The sequence below is a fragment of the Idiomarina sp. OT37-5b genome, from assembly GCF_002968395.1.
GTDB classification, from domain to species: Bacteria; Pseudomonadota; Gammaproteobacteria; order Enterobacterales; family Alteromonadaceae; genus Idiomarina; species Idiomarina aquatica.
This window is the reverse complement of sequence record NZ_CP027188.1, coordinates 807611-828973: the sequence shown is the minus strand read 5'-3', so window position 1 is coordinate 828973 and position 21363 is coordinate 807611. Positions and strand designations below refer to the sequence as shown.

Sequence of the window (21363 nt, the reverse complement as noted above, 5' to 3'; positions counted from 1 at the left end):
TTAGCTCCTTATTCGCTGATTAATTCTGCCAACAGTGTAAAACGAGCCAAATACGAACACCAGCGGCTTTTCGTTTGCACTTGCTGCAGCATCAACGATGGCCTGTTCAAACGCCTGCTCAACCTGGTCAAAACACTGCACCTCGGCGTGGCTTTCCTGCAGGCTCGGCGCCTGCGCCAGAACCTGCGCCTGGTTACCCCGCGGTTCGCTCAAAGTGCCCAGATACCAACGTTGAATGCGACCTTGCAGCTGTGCAAAAACGGCATTGTGGTCTTTGTCTTTTAACATTCCCACCACCGCAACGATCGGCCGCTGCTTGTAACGCTTATTCAATACTTGCAGCAAATACTCCGCCGCGTGCGCGTTGTGCGCCACGTCCAGCAGCACATCGCAACCACCATAGCTCAATTGTTGCATACGGCCCATCAACTGCGCGCGCTGCAGCCCCGAGCGTATCGCATCGGCACTGACCGCCAGCGGTAACGACTCCAGCGCCGCTAACGCAGTCGCCGCATTCATCAGCGGTAGTTGCGGCAACGGTAATTGCAACAGGTTCGACTCGATACCTCGATAATGCCAGCAACCGTCCGCTTCACTGTAGCCGAAATGAGTACCACTCTGTCGCAGTTTTGCGCCGACTTCTTCAGCAACGGTTTTAATACTTTTCGGTGGGCGCTTATCACCGCAAATTAACGCCTTACCTGCGCGTGCGATGCCGGCTTTTTCGCGCCCGATCTGTTCGCGGTTATCACCGAGGAACTGAATATGATCAATGCCAATACTGGTCACTACCGCAACGTCAGGGTCAACCACGTTAACGGCATCAAGACGCCCCCCTAGCCCGACTTCAAGAATGGCAACATCCAGCGCTTGCTGTTGCATCAACCAAAATGCCGCCAACGTGCCGAATTCAAAATACGTTAACGAGGTATCACCACGCGCCGCTTCGATGGCGGTAAAGGCCTGTACATGCTGTTGCTCGCTCAGCATGTCACCATCAATGGTAACGCGTTCCCGGTAGTCAACCAGGTGCGGCGACGTGTACACCCCAACCCGATAACCGGCATCGCGCAGGATGTGCTCAAGATAACTGACGGTAGAGCCTTTACCGTTGGTACCGGCCACGGTGATGACATAACGAGCCGGCTTAGCCGCCGATGAGGATGGAGACAAACGCTGGTAAACCTGCGCGACCCGAGTCAGGCCAAGGTCTATTTCCGTGCTGTGGAGGTGCTCAAGATAATTGAGCCAGTCGCTTAGCGCCGAGTCCTTACCCGGCGCTGTGATGGTCTTCCCTGGGGACATACTTACGCCCTTTTGCTTAGGCCTTGACTAACGGCGCAGTGTCGTCGTCCTCTGCACTCACCGGCGATGGCAACTTCATCATTTTCGCCAGCAAGCGAGCAACGGTCGCACGCATTTCGCGGCGATCGACAATCATATCAATGGCGCCATGCTCGAGCAAAAATTCTGCGCGCTGGAACCCTTCCGGCAACGTCTGACGCACGGTCTGCTCGATAACCCGCGGACCGGCGAAACCAATCAGCGCTTTTGGTTCGGCAATATGGATATCGCCCAACATCGCCAAACTGGCTGAAACCCCACCCATGGTTGGGTCAGTCAGTACCGAAATATAGGGCAGTCCTTCCTCACTCATGCGGGCCAGTGCGGCTGACGTTTTCGCCATTTGCATCAATGACATTAAGGCTTCCTGCATACGCGCACCGCCGGAGGCCGAAAAGCACACCAACGGCAGTCGATGTGCCAGACACTCTTCGACCGCTTTAACGAATTTAGCGCCAACCACGGACGCCATTGAACCGCCCATAAAATTGAAGTCAAACGCCACGGCCACCACAGGAACGCCCTGTACGGTGCCACGCTGAGCGATCAGAGCGTCCTTCTCGCCACTGCTTTTTTGTGCAGCCGCGATGCGATCTTTGTATTTCTTCGAGTCTTTAAACTTAAGAATATCCTTAGGCTCAAGCTCGGCGGCAATTTCGGTTACCCCTTGCTCGTCTAAAAACAATTTCAGCCGCTCACGGCCGGTCAGCCGCATGTGATGATCACATTTCGGGCAAACGCTTAAGTTACGGTCAAGGTCGTTGCGATAAATGATCGCATCACAAGCCGAACATTTACTCCAAACGCCCTCAGGGACGTTTTTACGTTTATTCGATTTCGGCTTGGCAAGAATTCGTTCAATCCAGCTCATAGATGTTTGCTTTTGCACTCAGTGTCGTATTTGTTGAATAGCTTACATGGTAGCACAACTCGGTCAAGCAAAGAGGTCATAACAGTTTAGGGTGCAAACCATAATGGCCCCGGCTCCGGCGTGGGTAACTGCAGTTCATTCGGATAATCGACCTGCACCAGATACAAGCCGCCGGGCTTGGCGGTAGCCGCAGCCTGGGTACGGTCACGGCAGGCAAGCAGCTCACCCAACCATTCCGGTGGCTGCTGATGCCGACCAATAACAATCAGGCTACCGACAATATTGCGTACCATGTGATGTAAAAAGGCGTTCGCCTTGATATCGACGATAATAAAATCACCACGCCGCGTCACACTCAGGTGGGTAACTTCACGATGCGCCGAGTGCGACTGGCATTGGGCTGCTCGAAAACTGGTAAAATCGTGCTCACCCAGCAACGCCGGCGCCGCCGCCTGCATAGCCTGTTCATCCAGAGGATGATGATAGTGGCTAACGCCGTGGCTGTGAATACCCGGACGCAGACGCGTATTGGCAATAATGTAGCGGTAACGACGTGCGGTTGCACTAAAACGGGCACTGAAATCATCAGCTACCGGTTGCGCCCAGCGTACCGCAATATCAGCCGGCAGGTTACTGTTAACGCCAAGCGTCCAGGCCGCCGCCCGACGTTCCTGCGACACATCAAAATGCACCACCTGATTGGTGGCGTGGACACCGGCGTCAGTACGACCGGCACAGACCGTTTCGATCGGCTCATTAGCGACCTTGCTCAGTGCTTTTTCCAGCCGCTCCTGAACCGTATCGACTTCCTGCTGACGTTGCCAGCCAAAATACCGGCTTCCGTCATATTCCAGACCCAGCGCAATTCGCATACCGCACCCTTACGAATAAAGTTATGAGTCTATCCGCGACAACAACGCTTTGGCATCTTTTGCCAGCCGTTCGTCGTCGTTATCAATCAATTGCTGCAAAATCTCACGGGCTTCGCCTTCTTCACCCATATCGATATAGGCACGGGCTAAATCCAGTTGTGCCGAGGCTTCTTCATCAAAGTCCGGCTCTTCATCACCATTAAAATCCTGCAACTCTTCGTCGTTCAGCAACTCTTCGACCTTGGCCGCATCGTACTTGTCTTCATCACTGTCGTCGCCATCACCATCGTCGGCGTCCTGCATCAGTGAATCAATATCAAGATAACCGCCGTCGTCGTCTGTTTGTTCTTCACCCGTCGCTTCCGGCGGGGACTGTGGCTTTGGTTCTGGTTCTGATTCTGATTGTGGCGCTGGTTCTGACGCTGGCTCGGCGGCTGTGCTGTCGTCACCAAACAGCGCGTCCAAATCCTCGTCGGCCTGTTGCTCGGCTTGCTCAAGGGCTTCATCGTCCTCCGGCAGCTCTTCCTCGATATCATCGAGGTCGCCCAGTTCTGACTCGAGCTCTTCTGACGCCTGCAGCAAACTGTCCAGGTCCTCGCCGTCCGCGTCGTCCGGATCCTCTTCATCGCCCTCTTCGATGCCTAACTGAGCAAGGGTTTCGTCAGCGGCATCCGGATCTTCATACTCTTCCGTCGGCGTGTCTGTGTCGCTTTCATCGTCTGCTGGCTCATCGGTATCCGATTCAGGTTCAGCGCTCGCTTCAGCGGCGGGCTCTGACTCTGGTTCTGATTCTGGTTCTGGCTCAGGCTCAGGTTGCTGTTCAGGTTCTTGCTCACCCTCAGCGGCTGCATCTGGCTCGTCATCGGCTTCTGGCTCAGGCTCGGATTCGGTTTCCGGCTCCGGTTGTTGTTCAGATTCTGGCTCAGATTCTGACTCTGGCTCCGACTCGGGTGCTTGTTCTGGTTCAGACTCGGGCTCTGCTTCTGATTCCGGCTCTGTCTCTGGTTCTGGTTCCGATTCCAGCTCAGCCTCTTGCTCAGCTTCCGCGTCAGCCTGCGCTTCCTCTTCATCATCGGACTCTGTCGCCGCGTCATCGTCATCATCATCCAATGACAAATCGAGCGCCGGTTCATCGTCGTCATCCGACTCCGAGAACAACCGATCCAACTCTTCCTGAGACAACTCGCTCGAGCCCTCATCGTCATCCGTATCAGCCTGACCCACATCGTCGTCATCCGTCGGCAACAGGTCAGCATCTTCATCCGCTAACTCATCATCAGCGCTTTGAGCGCTGTCTTTGTCCTGGTTTTGCGCTGACTCGTCTTCATCGTCTTCGTCATCAAGACGAATGCTAAAGTCGTCATCGTCATCGCCCAACTGACCGGTTTGTGTCAGTTCCGCTTCCAGCGCACTCAAATCATCGCCGAGCTCATCGTCATCATCGGCTGATGCATCACCATCGAGATTAAACAGTCCGTCATCAGCATTGTCCTGTCCGCCGGCCATCAGTTCGCGATCCAGTGCCTTCGACGCTTCTTCATCGTTCAGCTCTTCGACCTTCTTCGACGCCGGCACGTCCTCTTGTTCAACTTCCGGCTTGCGGCGGAAGACAAAGAAGTACAGCGCGAAAATCACCAGCAGTGCCGGCAGTATCGCCAATAACGCCAGATTCAGAGGGTTCTTCAACCACTCCATGAATCCGGAGCTGCTTTCGGTCACCTGTTCCTGCTGCTGCATTGCCAGCATTTGTTGCTGCTGTTGCAGTAGCTGATTAAATTGTTCTTCCAGTTCACCGGTCTGCTGCAAACCGGCCGACAACTCGTCAATGCGCTCAGCAAGGTTATCCAGCCGCTGCTGAATCGCCTCGTTTTCGTCATAAACCCGTTGCACCGCCTGCAACGATTGATTCACTTCGGCGCGCAACTCCGCAAAGCTCTGTTGTTGCTGTTGTTCAACCTCTTCAATCACCTGCTCCGCTCGCTCACGGGCTTCGTTCAGCACCTGCTGCTGTTCCGCGCGCGTTTGCCGGGTTTCCGTTTCGGCCTCGCTCAGACGTTGCTGTTGTGATTGTAGTTGTTGATCCGCCAGCACCCGACGCCGCGCCGTTTCCGGGTTGATCATGCGGATTTCCTGCAGACTCGGGATACGCAGGTAAAAACCGTCAAGCATACGGTTGATGTTGCCATCGACAAAGGCGCGCGGATTGGCCTGGGCAATCGCTACCATAGTTTGGTACTGGGTAACGCTGGAGTGCGGGCGATACTCGCGGGCGATCGCCCACAAGGTGTCAGCAGAAGTGATTGGGCCGTAGCGTTCCTGCCCCTCACGGACATCGGTAGCTTCCGAGCCTTTTTCGCCTTTGATGATAACGCCGTCCTGTTGCAACGGCGTTACAGGGGTTGCAGCAAGCGCAAGGGGGACGCTGATAAGGCCTATCAGTAAGCCGCTGATTAACCGGCGTCTTATCGTTGCTCGATGTGTGCGTCCAATGTTGGTTATCTTCATCCTTTAATCTCTGCCCGCGCTTTGCTGTTATTATTAACGGCGTCCATCATAAAAACTTTATGACATAAGCGTCGCCTTTTTACCACACTCTTTTCAACAACCCGTTACCAATATTCGCGAATCAAGTGCTCAGCAATTTGAATCGAGTTAGTCGCGGCGCCTTTGCGAATGTTGTCGGCTACCACCCACAAGTTCAAACCCTGCGGATGACTGATGTCTTCACGAATACGGCCAACAAAGACCTCATCGTGACCGGCGGCATTGCCAACCTGAGTCGGGAATTCTTCCCGGGTTTCCAGCAGAGTGATTCCCGGCGCGTCCTGCAACAACTGCTTCGCGTGCTCAGCAGTAATCGGCTGACGGGTTTCGATATGAATCGCTTCGGCGTGACCGAAGAATACCGGTACCCGCACCGCGGTCGGATTCACGCGAATGGTCGGATCATTGAGTATCTTCTGGGTTTCCCACACCATTTTCATTTCTTCTTTGGTGTAGTCGTTGTCCATAAACACATCAATTTGCGGAATGCAGTTAAAGGCAATCTGACGGCTGAAGTTTGCCACCGTCGGCTCTTTGCCGTTTAACAGTTCGGCGGTTTGCTTGGCGAGCTCTTCCATCGCTTCCTTACCGGCACCGGACACCGACTGGTAGGTGGCAACGTTAATGCGCTCAATACCAACCGCATCATGCAATGGCTTTAGCGCCACCAGCATCTGAATGGTTGAACAGTTCGGGTTGGCGATGATGTTGCGATTACGGAAGTCCGCCAACGCATAACCGTTCACTTCCGGCACCACCAGCGGGATGTCCGCTTCGTAACGAAATTCTGAGGTGTTATCAATCACCACACAGCCGGCTTCAGCGGCCTTAGGTGCAAATTCGCGGGAAATACTGCCACCGGCTGAGAAAAACCCAATATCAGCCTCACTCCAGTCGAACTCTTCGGCGTTGAGTACTTCGATGTCTTCGCCACCGAACTTTACCGTAGCACCGGCCGAACGCGCACTGGCGAGCGGAAACAATTGGCTCACAGGAAATTTTCGCTGCTGCAGGATCTCAATCATCTGTTGACCCACCAACCCGGTGGCACCTAAAACGGCAACGCGAAAACCTTCAGACATAGTAACTCCTGTATTATGCTAGGACTGCGCCCTGACGGCGTTAAAGCCCAACTGTAAAAATTGTTCAAACTGCTGACTATTATGACACGCAATACGTTGATTGTTGAACTGTCGGCGTGGATTATCTTTACGATACTGTTTTCGTAATTGATCAAAGCCGGCCGCGGTGCCGCCGTCTCTGCGCATCAGGGCATCATCGCGCCAGATATCGTAACGGTGCAGTGCCAGCGCCGCCAAATCCTCCAGCGACGCAATCTGCGTTGCGTCAAAGGTCGGCCATGGGCAGGCCGGCAACACGCTGTCAGCGTCGGCGGTAAACGGCCGCTGCAAAAACGCGTACAAGGCTTCGGCCACTTTCAATGCACCACCGACTTTGCCTTCGGCACTGTGCCCGGCAATGTGCGGCGTGGCAATCGAAACGTGCTCCAGCAACGCCACCGCAATGGCTGGCTCGCCTTCCCACACGTCCAGGATCAGGCCCGGACAATCACCCTGTTCACAACAAGTCAGTAATGCCTGATTATCAATCACCGCTCCGCGGCTGGCATTAATCAACAAGTGTCCGCTGTGCAGCGACTGCAGGGCTTCAATATCCAATAAATGATGGGTGGGGTGAGGGCCTGCCGTCACCAGCGGCACATGACAACTGATGATGTCCGAGTTCAGTACCCGCTGCCAGTGATCGTGCACTTCCAGCCCGGGTGGCACGGCCCCCTTCTGCAACAACGGCGGATCATAATAGTGAACCGTCAGACCCAGCGCGGCCAGACGCCGGCCCGCAGCGCGCCCGGTATTGCCGGCGCCGATGATCGCCACTTCTTTATCCGCCAATGTCGCTAGCTGCTGCCGGCGCTGATAGTGCGCCAGCACCGCGGTCAGTACATACTCACCCACCGAATCCGCATTCGCACCCGGCGCACTGGCCACCGCGATGCCACGCTCCGCCAGCGCCGCCAAATCAAGGTGTTCGGTACCAATGGTTGCGGTGGCCACAAACTTAAGTCGTGGTGCCTGCGCCAGCAAGGCCTCATCAACACGGGTCACCGAGCGCACCAGCAACACCTCCGCCTCGGCTAGCAAATGTGCCGGCGGCTGTCGCTCCGCGTACAAAGACAAAGAACCCGCATCCGCCAGTAATGACGACAATGCGGGTATGTTTTGGTCTGCGACAATCTGCACGTTAACGAATTCGCGTTAAACGTGAATTATTCGCTGTATTCACGCAACACCAGCGTCGCGTTGGTACCACCGAAACCGAAACTGTTCGACATCACAGTCTTCAGTTTTGCTTCGGTTGGCTCACGCACGATGTTCATGCCTTCCGCCGCTTCATCGAGATTTTCGATGTTGATGCTTGGCGTCACGAAGCCGTTTTTCATCATCAACAATGAGTAAATGGCTTCATGTACACCGGCAGCACCCAATGCGTGACCGGTCATGGCTTTGGTCGCGCTGATCATCGGCGTCTGCTCAGGGAACACTTCACGGATGGCTTCCAGTTCCTTCACATCACCTACCGGTGTGCTGGTGCCGTGGGTATTCAGGTAATCGATCGGGGTATCGACCGTCGACATCGCCATCTTCATGCAACGCACTGCGCCTTCACCTGACGGCGCCACCATGTCATAACCGTCCGAGGTTGCACCATAGCCGACGATTTCGGCGTAGATTTTCGCGCCACGGGCTTTTGCCGCTTCCAGTTCTTCGATAACCAGAATACCGCCGCCACCGGCCGGAATGAAACCATCACGGTCACGGTCGTAAGTCCGTGATGCTTTTTCCGGTGTATCGTTGTACTTAGTGCTGAGCGCGCCCATCGCATCAAATTCCATACCCAGCGTCCAGTGCAACTCTTCACCGCCACCGGCAAACACACGATCTTGTTTACCGAACTGGATCAGTTCCAACGCGTGGCCGATACAGTGCGCTGAAGTCGCACAGGCTGAGCTGATGGAATAATTCACGCCTTTAATTTTGTACGGCGTTGCTAAGCACGCTGAGGTGGTTGACGCCATGCAACGCGGAACCATGTAAGGACCCACACGTTTGACGCCTTTCTCACGTAAGGTGTCGGCTGCAGCAACCTGATGTTCGCCGGAAGCGCCGCCCGAACCCACCACCAAACCGGTGCGCGGGTTTGACACTTCCTCATCGCTCAGGCCGGCATCGGCAATTGCCTGTTTCATGGCGATGTAGGCATAAGCGGCCGAGTCGCCCATAAACCGTAACGCCTTACGATCGATATGATCTTTTACGTCGAGGCGAACAGGGCCCCAGACCTGACAGCGTAGTCCCATTTCAGCAAAAGATTCAGAGCGTTCAAGCCCCGATTTGCCGGTGCGTAATGATGCCAACACTTCTTCCTGGTTGGTGCCGATGCTCGAGACAATCCCGAGTCCAGTGATCACTGCTCTTTTCATTCTGTGTTCCTGTGCGGCGCTGCTGCGCCTTTGGTTTAACTTGAAGTAATTAAAATGCTTAAACTGTTCGCTAGTATGACGCCTATGGTAACGAAGCTAATCCCATCAGGTGGTCTGCTTTGTCTACCGATTTGTACCCATTGGCTGTTATTATAGCGTCCATTATGACAGATTCCATGAGCTAGCTAAATGAATTCAACGGCGGATATCCACTTTAACAGCGACGGCGTGCCCGTATCGAACCAATTTGACGACATTTACTTTTCCGTCGACAGCGGCATTGATGAGTCACGCTACGTGTTTTTACAACACAATGGATTACCCGAGGCATTTGCCAAGCTACCGCAACATTATGAATATGTGGTGACAGAGACCGGGTTTGGCACCGGCTTAAACTTTTTGCTGTGTTGGCAGGCCTTCGTGCAGCACGCACCGGCCAGTTGCCGGCTGGTGTTTGTCAGCTTTGAAAAGTTTCCGCTCAGCCGCGCGCAGTTACAACAAGCGTATCAGGCACTGCCGCAACTGCAACCCTTGTGTGATCAATTACTTGCGGTCTATCCTTCGCCAGAACAAGGCTGTCACCGGTTGTGTCTGGCCGACGGGCGGGTCACACTGGACCTCTGGTGTGGTGATATTGAGGATCAACTGCCGCAATTTATCGAGCAGGCCCGGGGACAGGTTGACCGTTGGTTTCTGGACGGCTTCGCGCCGGCAAAGAACCCGCAAATGTGGCAGCCGTTTTTGTTCGAGGCGATGGCCGCCAGCGCTCACCAACACACCCGTTATGCAACCTTCACAGCCGCCGGCGTGGTCAAGCGAGGGCTACAGGCCGCCGGCTTTAGCGTTGAAAAGGTCAAAGGATTCGGTCGTAAGCGCGAGATGCTGTGTGGACAGGCGCAGCAATCGCAACTGCCGTGCAAGCAAGCGCTGCGCACCGACGCCGTTACCGTTGTCGGCGGTGGCATTGCGGCCGCAACTCTGACGCTGGCACTAACGCGCCGGGGCGTGCCGGTTAAGGTGGTCAGCAACGGCATTGCCGACGGCGCCTCGGGCAACCCTCAGGGCGCGGTGTATCCCTTGTTGCACGCCGAAACCACGCCGCTGAGTCAATTTTATCTGCAGGCCTTCAGCACCGCAGTCAGTTACTATTTGCCCTGGCGTCATCAACACTGGTTTGACAGTGGCGTGATGCAACCGGGTTTTAACCCTCAGCGCCGTCAACGTGCGGAAAAAATTGCCAGCGGCCTTTACAGTGAGCAGACCGTCTCTCTGCAAACACCCGCACAGGCCGATGCCGCCGCTAACCTGGCCATTGGTCAACCCAGCCTGTTGTACCCGGCAGCCGGTTGGCTCCGTCCGGCACCACTGGTTAAGGCGTTGTTTGACGGCGCTGCTGCCGAGCTCAAACAGACCCAGTTTGAACCTGCTGATGTCCAACCGCATACCCCAACCGTTATCGCCTGTGGTCATCACAGCGCTGCGCTGGTGGAGGCCATCACTGGCGAACGGCCGTCACTGAACCCGGTACGCGGGCAAATCAGTCTGGTTCGCGCTACTCCGGCAACCACCGCGTTGCGCACCGTATTGTGCTACAAAGGCTATATGGTGCCGGCCGATAACGGCCTGCATTGTATTGGCGCGACTTTCAACCGCGGCGATGACGGCACCGATGTGCGTAGCGAAGATGACCAGCAAAATCAGGCCAGTCTTGCCGACTGCGCCGAACAACCATGGGCCGCGGGGCTTGAACACGTCGCTTCGCGCGTCAGTGTAAGAGCCACTACCCCCGATCACCAGCCGATGGCCGGGCTCGTCGCCAATAAGGTGTATGTTTGCAGTGGGTTGGGTTCGCGCGGCCTGACCGCCGCGCCAGTATTGGCCGAGGTGCTTGCCGCGCAAATTACCGGCGGCCTGCAGCCATTATCCAGCGATGCGTTAGCGCGGCTGACACCACGCTAATCGCGGCCACGGCTCAGACGCCTTCCAGCTTCGCCATGAGGTTTTGCACGTGCGCCTGATCCGCAGGCGCCAGTTCATGCTTTGCCTGCTCAACCGCAGCACGCAGGTGCGGCATGATCAACGCCGGATCGGTTTCTCCGTTCATTTCCATTTTCGCAATCACCAAATCAAAGTGTCCGCGCAAATAACCACTGGCAAACAGCTCATCATCGGTGCCGTCGACATAGGCTTGATCAAATACGGCTTCCAGTTGTTCCACCACGACGTTAAGCGACATAAGGTATCCTTTTCATGATAAGTTGGCGGCCATTTTAACCAGCTTTTTGTTACAATGCATCCGCACCTACACGAACATTATCGTCGATCCGACAGGAGACGTCTTAGCCTATGTCACTAAAAATCGGTTTATTTTATGGTTCAACCACCTGCTATACCGAAATCGCAGCGGAGAAAATTCAGCAGGCGATTGGCGCCGACATCGTGTCGCTTTACAACATCAAAGACACCCCTTTGGCCGAAGCCGAGCAGTTTGACATTCTGATTTTCGGGATATCCACCTGGGACTTCGGTGAGCTGCAGGAAGACTGGGAAAGCCACTGGGACGACATTACGCCGCTTAACCTGGACGGCAAGCTGGTTGCGCTATACGGTATGGGCGACCAGGAAGGCTACACCGACTGGTTTCAGGACGCCCTTGGCATGTTGCATGACGCCATTGCCGACAAAAATTGTAAACGCATTGGCTTTTGGCCCAACCAGGGCTACGACTTCGCTGCGTCAAAAGCATTGACCGAGGATCAGCAATATTTTGTTGGACTGTCGCTGGATGAAGATTCACAGTATGAATTGTCCGATGAGCGCATCGAACAGTGGACCACTCAATTGCTGGAAGAAATCGCAGAACAACTGGAATAATAATAAGGAACCCGTTATGCGGCACGTTATTAGTTTAACCCTACTCATCCTAAGCCTCGCCTGGGTGCCGGCCGTTGACGCAGACGCTGACGTCCCGACGGTGGCAAGTTTTACCGAGTCGCTGCAACAACACCAGGGCTTTTATACCTTTTACCACGATCAGCACAACGGCAAAATTTACCTGCAGGTGCCGGTCGATGGTGACGCCTTTATTTTTCAAACCTCGTTGCCGTGGGGGCTTGGCTCCAATGACATCGGTTTGGATCGCGGTCAACTTGGCCAGACGCAGTTAGCGTCGTTTCATGTCGAAGGCGACAAAGCCTTATTGTTAGCGCATAACACCGGGTTTCGCGCCAGCAGCCGTAACCAGGCCGAACGCGACAGCGTCAACGAAGCCTTTGCCGACAGCGCACTGTATGGCTTTAACGTGGTCGCGCGCGCCGACGACGGCAATTCGGTATTGATCGATTACACCCCGTATTTGCTGTCCGATGTCCACGGCGTCAGTCAGCGGCTGAAATCCACCAACCAGGGTAGCTTTAGCGTCGACAGCAGCCGTTCGGTGATTTATCCGGCGCGCAGTAAAGCCTTTGTCGATAACACCGAGCTCGAAGCCAAAGTCACGTTTACCGGTGAAGGCAACGGCCGTTATCTGCGTCAGGTGGCAGCCGACAGCAATGCGCTGACGCTGCACCTGCATCACTCCTTCATCCGCCTGCCGGACGACAACTACACGCCGCGAGCTTTCCATCCCAACAGCGGCTTTTGGGCCGAAACCTTTGTCGACTATTCCGCGCCGCTGGGCAGTGATCTGGAAACCAAAGTAATCCCCCGTCACCGGCTCAACAAAAAAGACCCTATCGCCTCCCGCAGTGAAGCGCGTGAGCCTATTGTCTACTACCTGGATCCGGGCGCACCGGAGCCGGTGAAAAGCGCATTGCTTGAAGGGGCACAATGGTGGGCACAGGCGTTTGACGCCATCGGTTACGAAAACGCGTTTCAAGTCAAAGTGTTACCGGACGGCGCTGACCCGATGGACGTACGCTACAACGTCATCCAGTGGGTGCATCGTGCCACCCGTGGCTGGTCCTATGGTTCGTCGGTGATCGACCCGCGTACCGGCGAAATCATCAAAGGTCACGTGACACTCGGTTCATTGCGCGTTCGTCAGGACATGAAAATCGCCGAAGGCCTGCTCGGTCCATTTCATCGCGATAACCGCGCCGAGTTGAAGGAAACCATCGAGACCATGGCTCTGGCGCGTATCCGCCAGCTCAGCGCCCACGAAATTGGCCACACCCTGGGTATCGCCCATAACTTTGCCGCATCACCGCAGGACCGGGCTTCCGTGATGGATTACCCGCACCCGCTGGTCACCCTCACCACTGACGGCACGCTGAGCCTGCAAGAGGCTTACGACGTCGGTTTGGGTGATTGGGACAAACAAGTCATTGCCTACGGTTACAGTGACTTTGGCGGTATGCCGTCGGAGTCAGAACAGTTGCAACGTATTCTGGCCGAAAACCAGCAACTGGGGCTCGAATTTATTTCCGACCGCGACGCCCGCCCCGTTAGCGGCGCGCACCCCACCGCTCACCTGTGGGACAATGGTGCCGACCCGGTGACCGAACTGCAGCGGATTCTGACCGTGCGCGAACAAGTTTTGCAAAACTTTGGTCAGAGCCAACTGCCTGCTGACGCGCCGCTCAGCGACTTGCAGGAAGTGCTGGTACCCATGTATTTGCTGCACCGCTACCAGACCGAAGCCGCGGTTAAGGTGCTCGGCGGTGTTCATTACCGCTATTACATGAACGACAGCGCGCCGAAAAACTACCAGCCGGTTGGCGCCGCTAACCAGCAACGCGCGTTACAGCAACTGCTGAGAACCATTCGTGCCGAACAACTGCAATTGCCGCAGCAGGTTGCACAATTGATGGTCCCTCTGGCGTATGGTTCCGCTGATAACCGCGAGCGCTTTAAAGGCCGTACCGGTTTGATCCCGGATCCGGTCAGTTGGGCAGCCAGCGCCGCGCACTTTAGCTTAACGCGAATGTTTGACAGTGCCCGCCTTAACCGCTTGCATCAACAGCACGCCCGCGACAGCGACGTCCCCTCGGCAGCCGCGCTGTTCAATCAGGTCGCCGCAGTGGTACTGGAAGACTGGCAGCAACAACCAGATGATGTGTTGCGGCAACGGCTGCTGAGCACCGCCTTTAATGCGATGGTGAAAGCGCTGGAGGATGAACAGTTAGCACCAGAAGTGGCGTTGACACTGCGCCGTGCCTTGCAAACTCAGCAACAAAAGCTGAACAACAGCGATAACGGCCTGGCTAACACCTTAGCGCAGCAGTTGCAGACTTACTTAGATGAAGGAACGTGGCCAGCCAATTACCAGCCACATCCATTACCTCCGGGTTCGCCGATTTAAGGCGAACCCCGACGCGTTAAACGTCGATTTTAGCTTCGTCCAGCTCGGCTTTGGTTTTACCGTGCGGAGTCGGCTGGCGAGTTTCAGGATCAATGTGAACGAAGACAATGTCGTCCGCCACACAGATGTTTTGTTTGGTGTGTTTATTACGCACCACACAAGTAATCGTCAGTGAGCTGCGGCCGGCTTTTTTCACCTGCAGGCCAAATTCCACCACGTCCCCCTGGAACGCAGAGGTTTCAAACGTGATGGCACCGATGTGCTTGGTGACCAGGCTTTTGGCTTCCAACTGACAACTGGCGAAGATGTAGGCTTCTTCGTCAATCCATTCCAGAATACGGCCACCGAATAAAGAGCCGGCAAAGTTAAGGTCATTGGGCATAACCAGGCGGCGGGAAAGAAAACGCATAGCGACTCCTTAACAAATTAAGTGAAAGAGTCGCTAAGTATAACGCATTATTTTTTAAGCGTTTGTTGAAAAAAGTCGTGGATCAGCTGATGCCGGTGAATTTTCGTCGCAGTGCCATTCAGCGAGTGCTTTTTGCCCGGATAATTCATCATCTGAAATTGCTGGCGATTATCCTGCAACTGCTTGTACAACTTGGTGCTGTGGGTAAACAGCACGTTGTCATCGGCCATACCGTGATAAATGAGCAAGTCGCCCCGCAGCTTTTCCGCATACGGAAACACCGACGAATTCTGGTAAGCGTCTCCGTTTTGTGGCATGCCCATATAACGTTCGGTGTAGTGCGTGTCATACAACGCCCAGTCGGTAACCGGAGCACCCGATACGCCCGCCGCAAAATAATCCGGCGCTTTAAACATCGACATTAACGTCATGTAACCACCGTAACTGTGACCATAGATGCCGATCCGATCCGGGTCGACAAAGTCCAACGTGCGCAAGTAGTCGACACCACGCATCTGATCGCGCACTTCCGGCTCCCCCATAGCGCGGTAAATTGGCGCTTCAAAGGCTTTGCCGCGATTGGCTGAGCCGCGGTTATCAAGGCTGAAGACCACGTACCCCTGTTGTGCCATGTACTGCACAAACAGGTTACCCCAGCCTTTATCGACGACCTGCACGCCCGGGCCGCCATAAACGTATACCATCACCGGATATTGCTTCTGACTGTCAAAATTGGCCGGTTTGGTCAGCTGATAATATAACGTCTGGCCGTCATCAGCTTCCAGCGTGCCGTAGTCTGGATACAACCAGTCCCGGTAATACGGCTTCAGCGGATGGTTTTTGTTAATTTCATTCTGATTCAACCACGCCAGTCGTTCCCCGGTCGGTCCGTGCAAGCTCACCTGCGGCGGTTGCTCAGGCGATTCAAAGGTATCTAGGTAAGATTGTGCATCACTGGCAAATACAATACTGTGAATGCCTTCGCGCTCGGTAATGCGGCTTGGCGAGCCCGGCGAACCGGTGTTTAGCTGATTACGGTACAGGTGACGTTCCAGCGGTGACGACTGACGACCACTAAAATAAATCACACCGGTTTGCTCATCAATGGCTTCCAATTCGTCCACCGCCCAATTACCGGCGGTTAACTGACGAATTAAACTGCCGTCCACGCGATACAGATACAAATGCTTATAGCCACTGCGCTCAGACGCCCAGACAAAGTGTTTGTTGTCGTTCAAAAAGTACAGATCATCATGGATGTTCACCCAGCTGTCGCTGGTTTCGGTGATCAGCACTTGCTGCTTCAGCGCCTCGGTTTCCACCAACCGCAGTTCCAGGGTTTGCTGATCGCGACTTTGCCACTGGTAAGTAAAACGTTTGCCGTCGTTCATCCAGTTAACCCGCGCCAGATAGCCATCCCCTAACTCGGACAAACCCAGCCACTGAATGGTCGACTCCAGGCTCTGTTCACGCTCAGACAGTTTCACCCAACCCAGATCAATATCGACATTGTCGGTACCGGCAAACGGATAACGCTGCTCGATCATATCGATACGGTCGGCATAGATTTCGCTGCGGGTGGCAATGTCAACCGGTGTTTCGTCAACCTTGGTTAACACCAATGACGACTCATCCGGCGCCCACCAATAACCGGTCATGCGATCCATCTCTTCCTGTGCGACAAATTCCGCCATGCCAAATTTGATAGCACCACCACCAGAGTGTGTGATCGCCTGCTCTTTGCCGCTGTCCAGATGCACGGTGTACAGGTTTTGCTCACGAATAAAGGACACATAATTGCCCTGCGGCGATAGCCGCGCATCGGTTTCAAACGCCTCAGTATCGGTAATCTGACGCGCTTTGCCTTGCGCTAAATCGTAGTAATAGACGTCGCCGTTAAGCGGGAACAATAACGCGTCGGACTGCGCCGACCATTGATAGGAAACAATCCCCGAACCACTCAAGCGTAGCCGTTCACGCCGCGCTTTTTCTTCGTCGGAGAGGTTCTCCGGGCCCGAATAAAGGCTGTCGGAATTCACCAGCAGACGGTGTTCACCGGAGTCAATTTGATACTGCCAAAGGTCATAACGACTGGCGTCGTCATCACGCCCTTTCAGATAGGTCAGTGACTGACCGTCCGGCGCAAAACGTAAGGCACGAATGGATTCGCCGGACAGTGCCGGCGCCGAGAAAATTCGTTCGATGGTCAGCTGCTCAGCGGCAGCCGGGGTTGAACATAAACTTGCTGATACCGCGGTAACCGCCGCAGCCAGCATAGAAAAACGCAGCATATCGGGTGTCCTTGCTTGCTATCAAAGCGTTGCTCATATTGATAACGTGCAAGCATACCAAATAATGCTGCGTTATACTGTTACGCTGCGATTAACGGTGCGCTTCAGAAGTTTATTGACACCCCTAATTGCAGGTTACGTCCGGCCATCGGCACGTCGTCTTTCAAAAACGAGCTGTGTACCAGACCCAACTGGTTAGTCAGGTTCTCACCCTTCAGATAAACCGTGGCACCATACTGCGCCAGCCACTGCGGGTAATAATTCAACCGCGCATCCAACAACCCAAACGCTGGTGTGACGGTTTCGTTGGTGGCGATACGATCCTGTTCCAGGTAGCGGGTATAGCCCAGCGCCGCATCCCACTGTTGAGCCTGATAACGGGCTTCGATACCGATCCGCTGCGCCGGAATACGCGGCAAGTCATCACCACCGCGCTGCTTCGCACGAGTGTAATCACTGAAGCCGTGCAACGACCATTGATCGTCGATGCGGTAGCTCAGATCCAGTTCATAGCCATAAAGTTCGGCATCGGTCTGCGCAAACTGCACCACTTGCAGGCCCTCTTCAGCGCCGTGATCATGCTCGTCATGCGGCTCTTCGTGGCCTTCTTCGTGGCCTTCCTCGTGAGCTTCTTCATGACCTTCGTCGGTGTGCAACAAGTTACTGCTGATGCCGGTAAAGCGCTCATAGATAAAGTCGTCAACGCGGTTATAGAACACGTTTAACTCGGCGTGCAATTGTTCGTTTTCGTAGTGAAACCCAACGTCGATGTTGTTCGATGTTTCGGTATTCAGCGCGTGCCCGGCTTCTTCAATGTGATATTCGCCGTTGTCTTCCGCATGCAACTCGTAGAAAGTACCTAATTCGTAGGTGCGGGTGGCGAAATGCTCGCCGTTGGCAAACACTTCAGTAGCACTCGGCGCACGCTCAGCATGGCTCAAATTAACCGATACCGAACTGAATTTATCAAAGTGGTAGAGGTAGCCGGCCGACGCTGATACCGAGTTGAAGGTATCCAGGCGTACGTCGTCGCTGGCCAATGTGGTGCGCTCGTAGCGTGCGCCCAAATCCACGTGATGGTCACCAAATTCCTGTTCCACCAACCAGAATACGCCTTGCGAACGGCGTGAGGTATCCGGCGTAAAGGCTTCTGCACCAAAGGCTTGCTTGTCACTGATGTCCCACTGATAACCCAGAGCGCCACTCCAGCCGCCTAACGGCTCATGCTTGGCGATCACGCGCAATTCTTTTTGCTGATTCTTAAACTGGGTGCCAAGGATGTCACCTTCAACTTCGCTGTGCTGATAGTCGGTTAGGCCGGCACGAAACTCCAGCGCTTCGAACCCCTGCAGCGGCGCATTAAACTGGCCGGCGAACTGCCAGCGTTGCTGCTCCAGATCGGCAAACGGCAGCGCTTCGCCCTCATGCTCATCATGTTCGTCATGCTCCTCCAGCGCTCCGTGCTCGTCCTCGTGCTCTTCCTCTTCTTCATGACCGTGATCTTCATGGGCATGCCCGGGAATACCGTATTGCATGTTCAGCGCTTCGTAGCTCACGCCAAAGTAGCCCCAGTCACCGTGGTATGAAGTGCCCAGGCTGGCACCGTCAGAATCGGCAAAGCTGTTTTCGACAACATCAACCACTTCGCCTTCGTCGTTAAGGAACGTCGGTGTTTCAAAATCATCTGCACGGCGATAATGCGCATCCGCGTAAAACGCCCAACTTCCGTTACCCGCGGTAATGTTATAAGATGCCTCTTTTTGGTCATTAACCGTAGCACCACGAAGGTTCGCGTTACCGCTTAAACCATACACTGGTTCCGCCGGAATGCGTCCGTCGACCACATTAATCACACCGCCAATGGCGCCACTGCCGTACAACAAGGTAGCCGGACCGCGTAACACTTCAATTTGTTCAGCGCTGCTGGTTTCCGTGGTCACCGCATGATCCGGGCTGCCGCGCGAAACGTCACCGCTGTCCAGACCATTTTGCGTCACTTTAACCCGCGGGCCGTCAAGGCCACGAATGATTGGGCTACCGGCACCGGCGGTATAGTGGGTGTTGTTAATACCCGGTTCCAGCGCCAACGTTTCACCCAACGTCTGCGAATGCTTTTGTTTAAGCTCATCACCGCTGATGATGTTAACCGGCTGAGTTGACTCCAGCGCGGTTTTATTCAACGGATTCGCACGGATAACGATGGTTTCATCCACCGGCTGCTGTGTGGTTTCCGCGGCCTGTTGGGCGCTCGCAGCGCAGGCCGTCATACTTAAAACACTCAAGGTAATGGCATTCAACTTCACGATACTGTCCTTCTCATTGCTTAACCGACTCAATGTAATAATATAACATTACACTTGCTGTTTACGATTTGCAACACTCTTAGGTTCACCTGCGGCTAGTGCTGAACGGATAGCTGAGGTACACTGGCAAAGCTAAATCAACATCTTTTAATAACAATACGTTGTGAGAACACCATGAAGAAGTTAACTCGTCTGCTGTTACCCGCCGCCGTTGCGGCAACGCTCGCCGCTTGTGGCGCGCAGGACGCTCCTGCGAAAAATGTCAGCGTCAGTGCGCAACAGGAAAACATCCGCGCGCATTTAGAATTTCTTGCCAGTGATGACTTAAAAGGTCGTCAAACCGGCAGCGAAGGACACGAAATCGCCTCGAAATACATCGTCAGCGAATTCAAACAACTGGGTCTTGAACCAGCAGGCGAAGATGGCACCTACTATCAACGCATCCCGTTCCGCACCAGCATGCTGGTCGCCGATAGCGCCGAAATGGTGTATTCCCGCGACGGCGAAGAGATGAGCTTTGAGTTTGGTAAAGAATTTATTACAGGTCCAAGCCATTACAGCGAACGCACTGAAGTGACCGCACCACTGGTGTTTGTCGGCTACGGTATGGAAGCCCCGGAATTTGGTCTCAACGACTACGAAGGCCTTGATGTTGAAGGTAAAATCGTAGTGATGTTGACCGGCCGTCCGGAAAACCTGCCCAGCGAAGAAGGCGCTCACCTGGCCAACATTAAAAACGACATCGCCCGTGAAAAAGGCGCCGTCGGTATCATTACCTTGCATACCCCGGTTCGTGAAGAAGTGCGTAAGTTCGAAACCAGCGTTTACTACACCAAAACGCCTCGCATGACCTGGATCGGTCCAAACGGCCTGCCGCAGGGTCAGGAACAACAGCTGATGGGTTCTGCGTATCTCGACGATGAGCCGGCACAAAAACTGTTTGCCAATGCGCCCACAGCGCTGGACACCATTTTTGAACAAATTCAGGAAGATCCTAACTTCTCACCAAAAGGTTTCGCACTGGACGGCTCGGTGAAACTGGTGAAAGAATCGACCCACGAAGAAACCAGCAGCCCGAACGTGGCAGCGGTATTACCGGGCACCGATCCGAACCTGAAAGACGAGTACGTCGTTTACACCGCGCACTCAGACCACATCGGTGTGGTGAAAGACATGAGCAGTGATGACACCATCAACAACGGTGCCATGGACAACGCCTCCGGTGTTTCTGTAATGCTGGAAACCGCGCGTATGTTTGTTGAGTCAGGTATCGACAACAAACGGTCAATCATGTTCTTGTCGGTAACCGCGGAAGAAAAAGGCCTGCTTGGCGCCGATTACTTCGCCAACAACCCAACCGTACCGTTAAACAGCATCGTCGCTAACGTAAACCTGGATATGCCGGTGCTACTGTACGATTTTGCCGACGTCATCGCCTTTGGTGCTTCGCACTCAACACTGGGTGACACGGTAACCAAGGCCGCGGAAAAATACGATACCAAGCAAAGCCCGGATCCAATGCCTGAACAGGCGATCTTTACCCGTTCAGACCATTACACCCTGGTGAAAAAAGGCATTCCGGCGGTGTTCCTGATGACTGGCTTTACCTCTCGCACCGAAGGCGAAGACGGTGGCGAAGTCTGGGGTAAATTCTTTGCGAAACATTACCACCGCCCAAGCGATGACTTGAAGGTACACGATGTGAACTACGAAGCGGGCGCACGCTTCACCAACATCAACTTCGAAATCGGCAAAGAAATCGCTAACGCGGACCAGCGCCCACAATGGTTGGAAGACTCTTACTTCGGTAAGCAGTTCCAGGAGTAACAGCTGTTTGCAGCTGCGCTGCGGCTGTTTGCAACTGCGTTGCGGCTTTTTGTCGCTTCGCGACGGCTGTTTGCAACATCGCTTCGCTCGTTGCGGCT

15 protein-coding genes are annotated in these 21363 nt (G+C 54.5%); 4 read left to right on the top strand and 11 right to left on the bottom strand.

The genetic code is table 11. The annotated features are described in order from the left end of the window. The 7 genes from folC to fabB all read right to left on the bottom strand — a co-directional run bounded on the left by folC (window position 1) and on the right by fabB (window position 9133). Window positions 1–1305, bottom strand: a complete 1305-nt coding sequence (gene folC / locus C5610_RS03720; protein WP_105305964.1) for a bifunctional tetrahydrofolate synthase/dihydrofolate synthase — start codon at window positions 1303–1305, stop codon at window positions 1–3. A 16-nt stretch (window positions 1306–1321) separates the two neighbouring features. After that, entirely contained in the window at window positions 1322–2215 is an 894-nt protein-coding gene (gene accD / locus C5610_RS03715; protein WP_105305963.1) for an acetyl-CoA carboxylase, carboxyltransferase subunit beta, read from the bottom strand. Between the two features lie 86 nt (window positions 2216–2301). Then, window positions 2302–3087: a tRNA pseudouridine(38-40) synthase TruA gene (gene truA / locus C5610_RS03710; RefSeq protein WP_105305962.1), complete on the bottom strand. Its 786-nt coding sequence runs from the start codon at window positions 3085–3087 to the stop codon at window positions 2302–2304. A 21-nt stretch (window positions 3088–3108) separates the two neighbouring features. Further along, a complete protein-coding gene (locus C5610_RS03705) occupies window positions 3109–5592 on the bottom strand; it encodes a FimV/HubP family polar landmark protein (protein ID WP_105305961.1) in 2484 nt (827 codons plus the stop codon). A gap of 104 nt (window positions 5593–5696) precedes the next feature. Continuing rightward, window positions 5697–6713, bottom strand: a complete 1017-nt coding sequence (locus tag C5610_RS03700; RefSeq protein ID WP_105305960.1) for an aspartate-semialdehyde dehydrogenase — start codon at window positions 6711–6713, stop codon at window positions 5697–5699. A gap of 18 nt (window positions 6714–6731) precedes the next feature. Then, window positions 6732–7892 (bottom strand): 4-phosphoerythronate dehydrogenase, encoded by a 1161-nt coding sequence (locus tag C5610_RS03695; RefSeq protein WP_105305959.1) that lies wholly within the window; start codon window positions 7890–7892, stop codon window positions 6732–6734. A 26-nt stretch (window positions 7893–7918) separates the two neighbouring features. Further along, complete coding sequence (gene fabB, locus C5610_RS03690) at window positions 7919–9133, bottom strand: beta-ketoacyl-ACP synthase I (RefSeq protein ID WP_105305958.1); 1215 nt, start codon at window positions 9131–9133, stop codon at window positions 7919–7921. Window positions 9134–9322: 189 nt separating this feature from the next. On the opposite strand from fabB, the gene mnmC reads away from it, so the two are divergent. Next, window positions 9323–11092, top strand: a complete 1770-nt coding sequence (gene mnmC, locus C5610_RS03685) for a bifunctional tRNA (5-methylaminomethyl-2-thiouridine)(34)-methyltransferase MnmD/FAD-dependent 5-carboxymethylaminomethyl-2-thiouridine(34) oxidoreductase MnmC (protein ID WP_105305957.1) — start codon at window positions 9323–9325, stop codon at window positions 11090–11092. Between the two features lie 13 nt (window positions 11093–11105). Here the strand turns inward: mnmC and C5610_RS03680 are convergent, their stop codons facing one another. Next, window positions 11106–11369 (bottom strand): YfcL family protein, encoded by a 264-nt coding sequence (locus C5610_RS03680; RefSeq protein WP_105305956.1) that lies wholly within the window; start codon window positions 11367–11369, stop codon window positions 11106–11108. 110 nt (window positions 11370–11479) lie between these two features. Between C5610_RS03680 and fldB the strand changes: the two genes are divergently transcribed. Together fldB and C5610_RS03670 are read left to right on the top strand one after the other, a co-directional pair. Further along, a complete protein-coding gene (gene fldB, locus C5610_RS03675; protein ID WP_105305955.1) occupies window positions 11480–12007 on the top strand; it encodes a flavodoxin FldB in 528 nt (175 codons plus the stop codon). Window positions 12008–12023: 16 nt separating this feature from the next. Beyond that, entirely contained in the window at window positions 12024–14435 is a 2412-nt protein-coding gene (locus C5610_RS03670) for a zinc-dependent metalloprotease (protein WP_105305954.1), read from the top strand. A 16-nt stretch (window positions 14436–14451) separates the two neighbouring features. Here C5610_RS03670 and C5610_RS03665 read toward each other — a convergent pair whose 3' ends face one another. The 3 genes from C5610_RS03665 to C5610_RS03655 form a co-directional block, all read right to left on the bottom strand. Then, window positions 14452–14844 carry an acyl-CoA thioesterase gene (locus C5610_RS03665; protein WP_105305953.1) on the bottom strand — a complete coding sequence of 131 codons (393 nt, stop codon included), beginning with the start codon at window positions 14842–14844 and terminating at the stop codon, window positions 14452–14454. A gap of 47 nt (window positions 14845–14891) precedes the next feature. Further along, complete coding sequence (locus C5610_RS03660; RefSeq protein WP_105305952.1) at window positions 14892–17135, bottom strand: S9 family peptidase; 2244 nt, start codon at window positions 17133–17135, stop codon at window positions 14892–14894. A gap of 104 nt (window positions 17136–17239) precedes the next feature. Then, window positions 17240–19438, bottom strand: coding sequence for a TonB-dependent receptor (locus tag C5610_RS03655; protein WP_105305951.1), 2199 nt, complete (start codon window positions 19436–19438; stop codon window positions 17240–17242). Window positions 19439–19612: 174 nt separating this feature from the next. Here C5610_RS03655 and C5610_RS03650 point away from each other — a divergent pair, with 174 nt between their 5' ends. Next, the gene (locus C5610_RS03650; RefSeq protein ID WP_105305950.1) at window positions 19613–21265 is read left to right on the top strand and encodes a M28 family metallopeptidase; all 1653 of its coding nucleotides are present in this window, start codon (window positions 19613–19615) and stop codon (window positions 21263–21265) included. Window positions 21266–21363 lie beyond the last annotated feature (98 nt).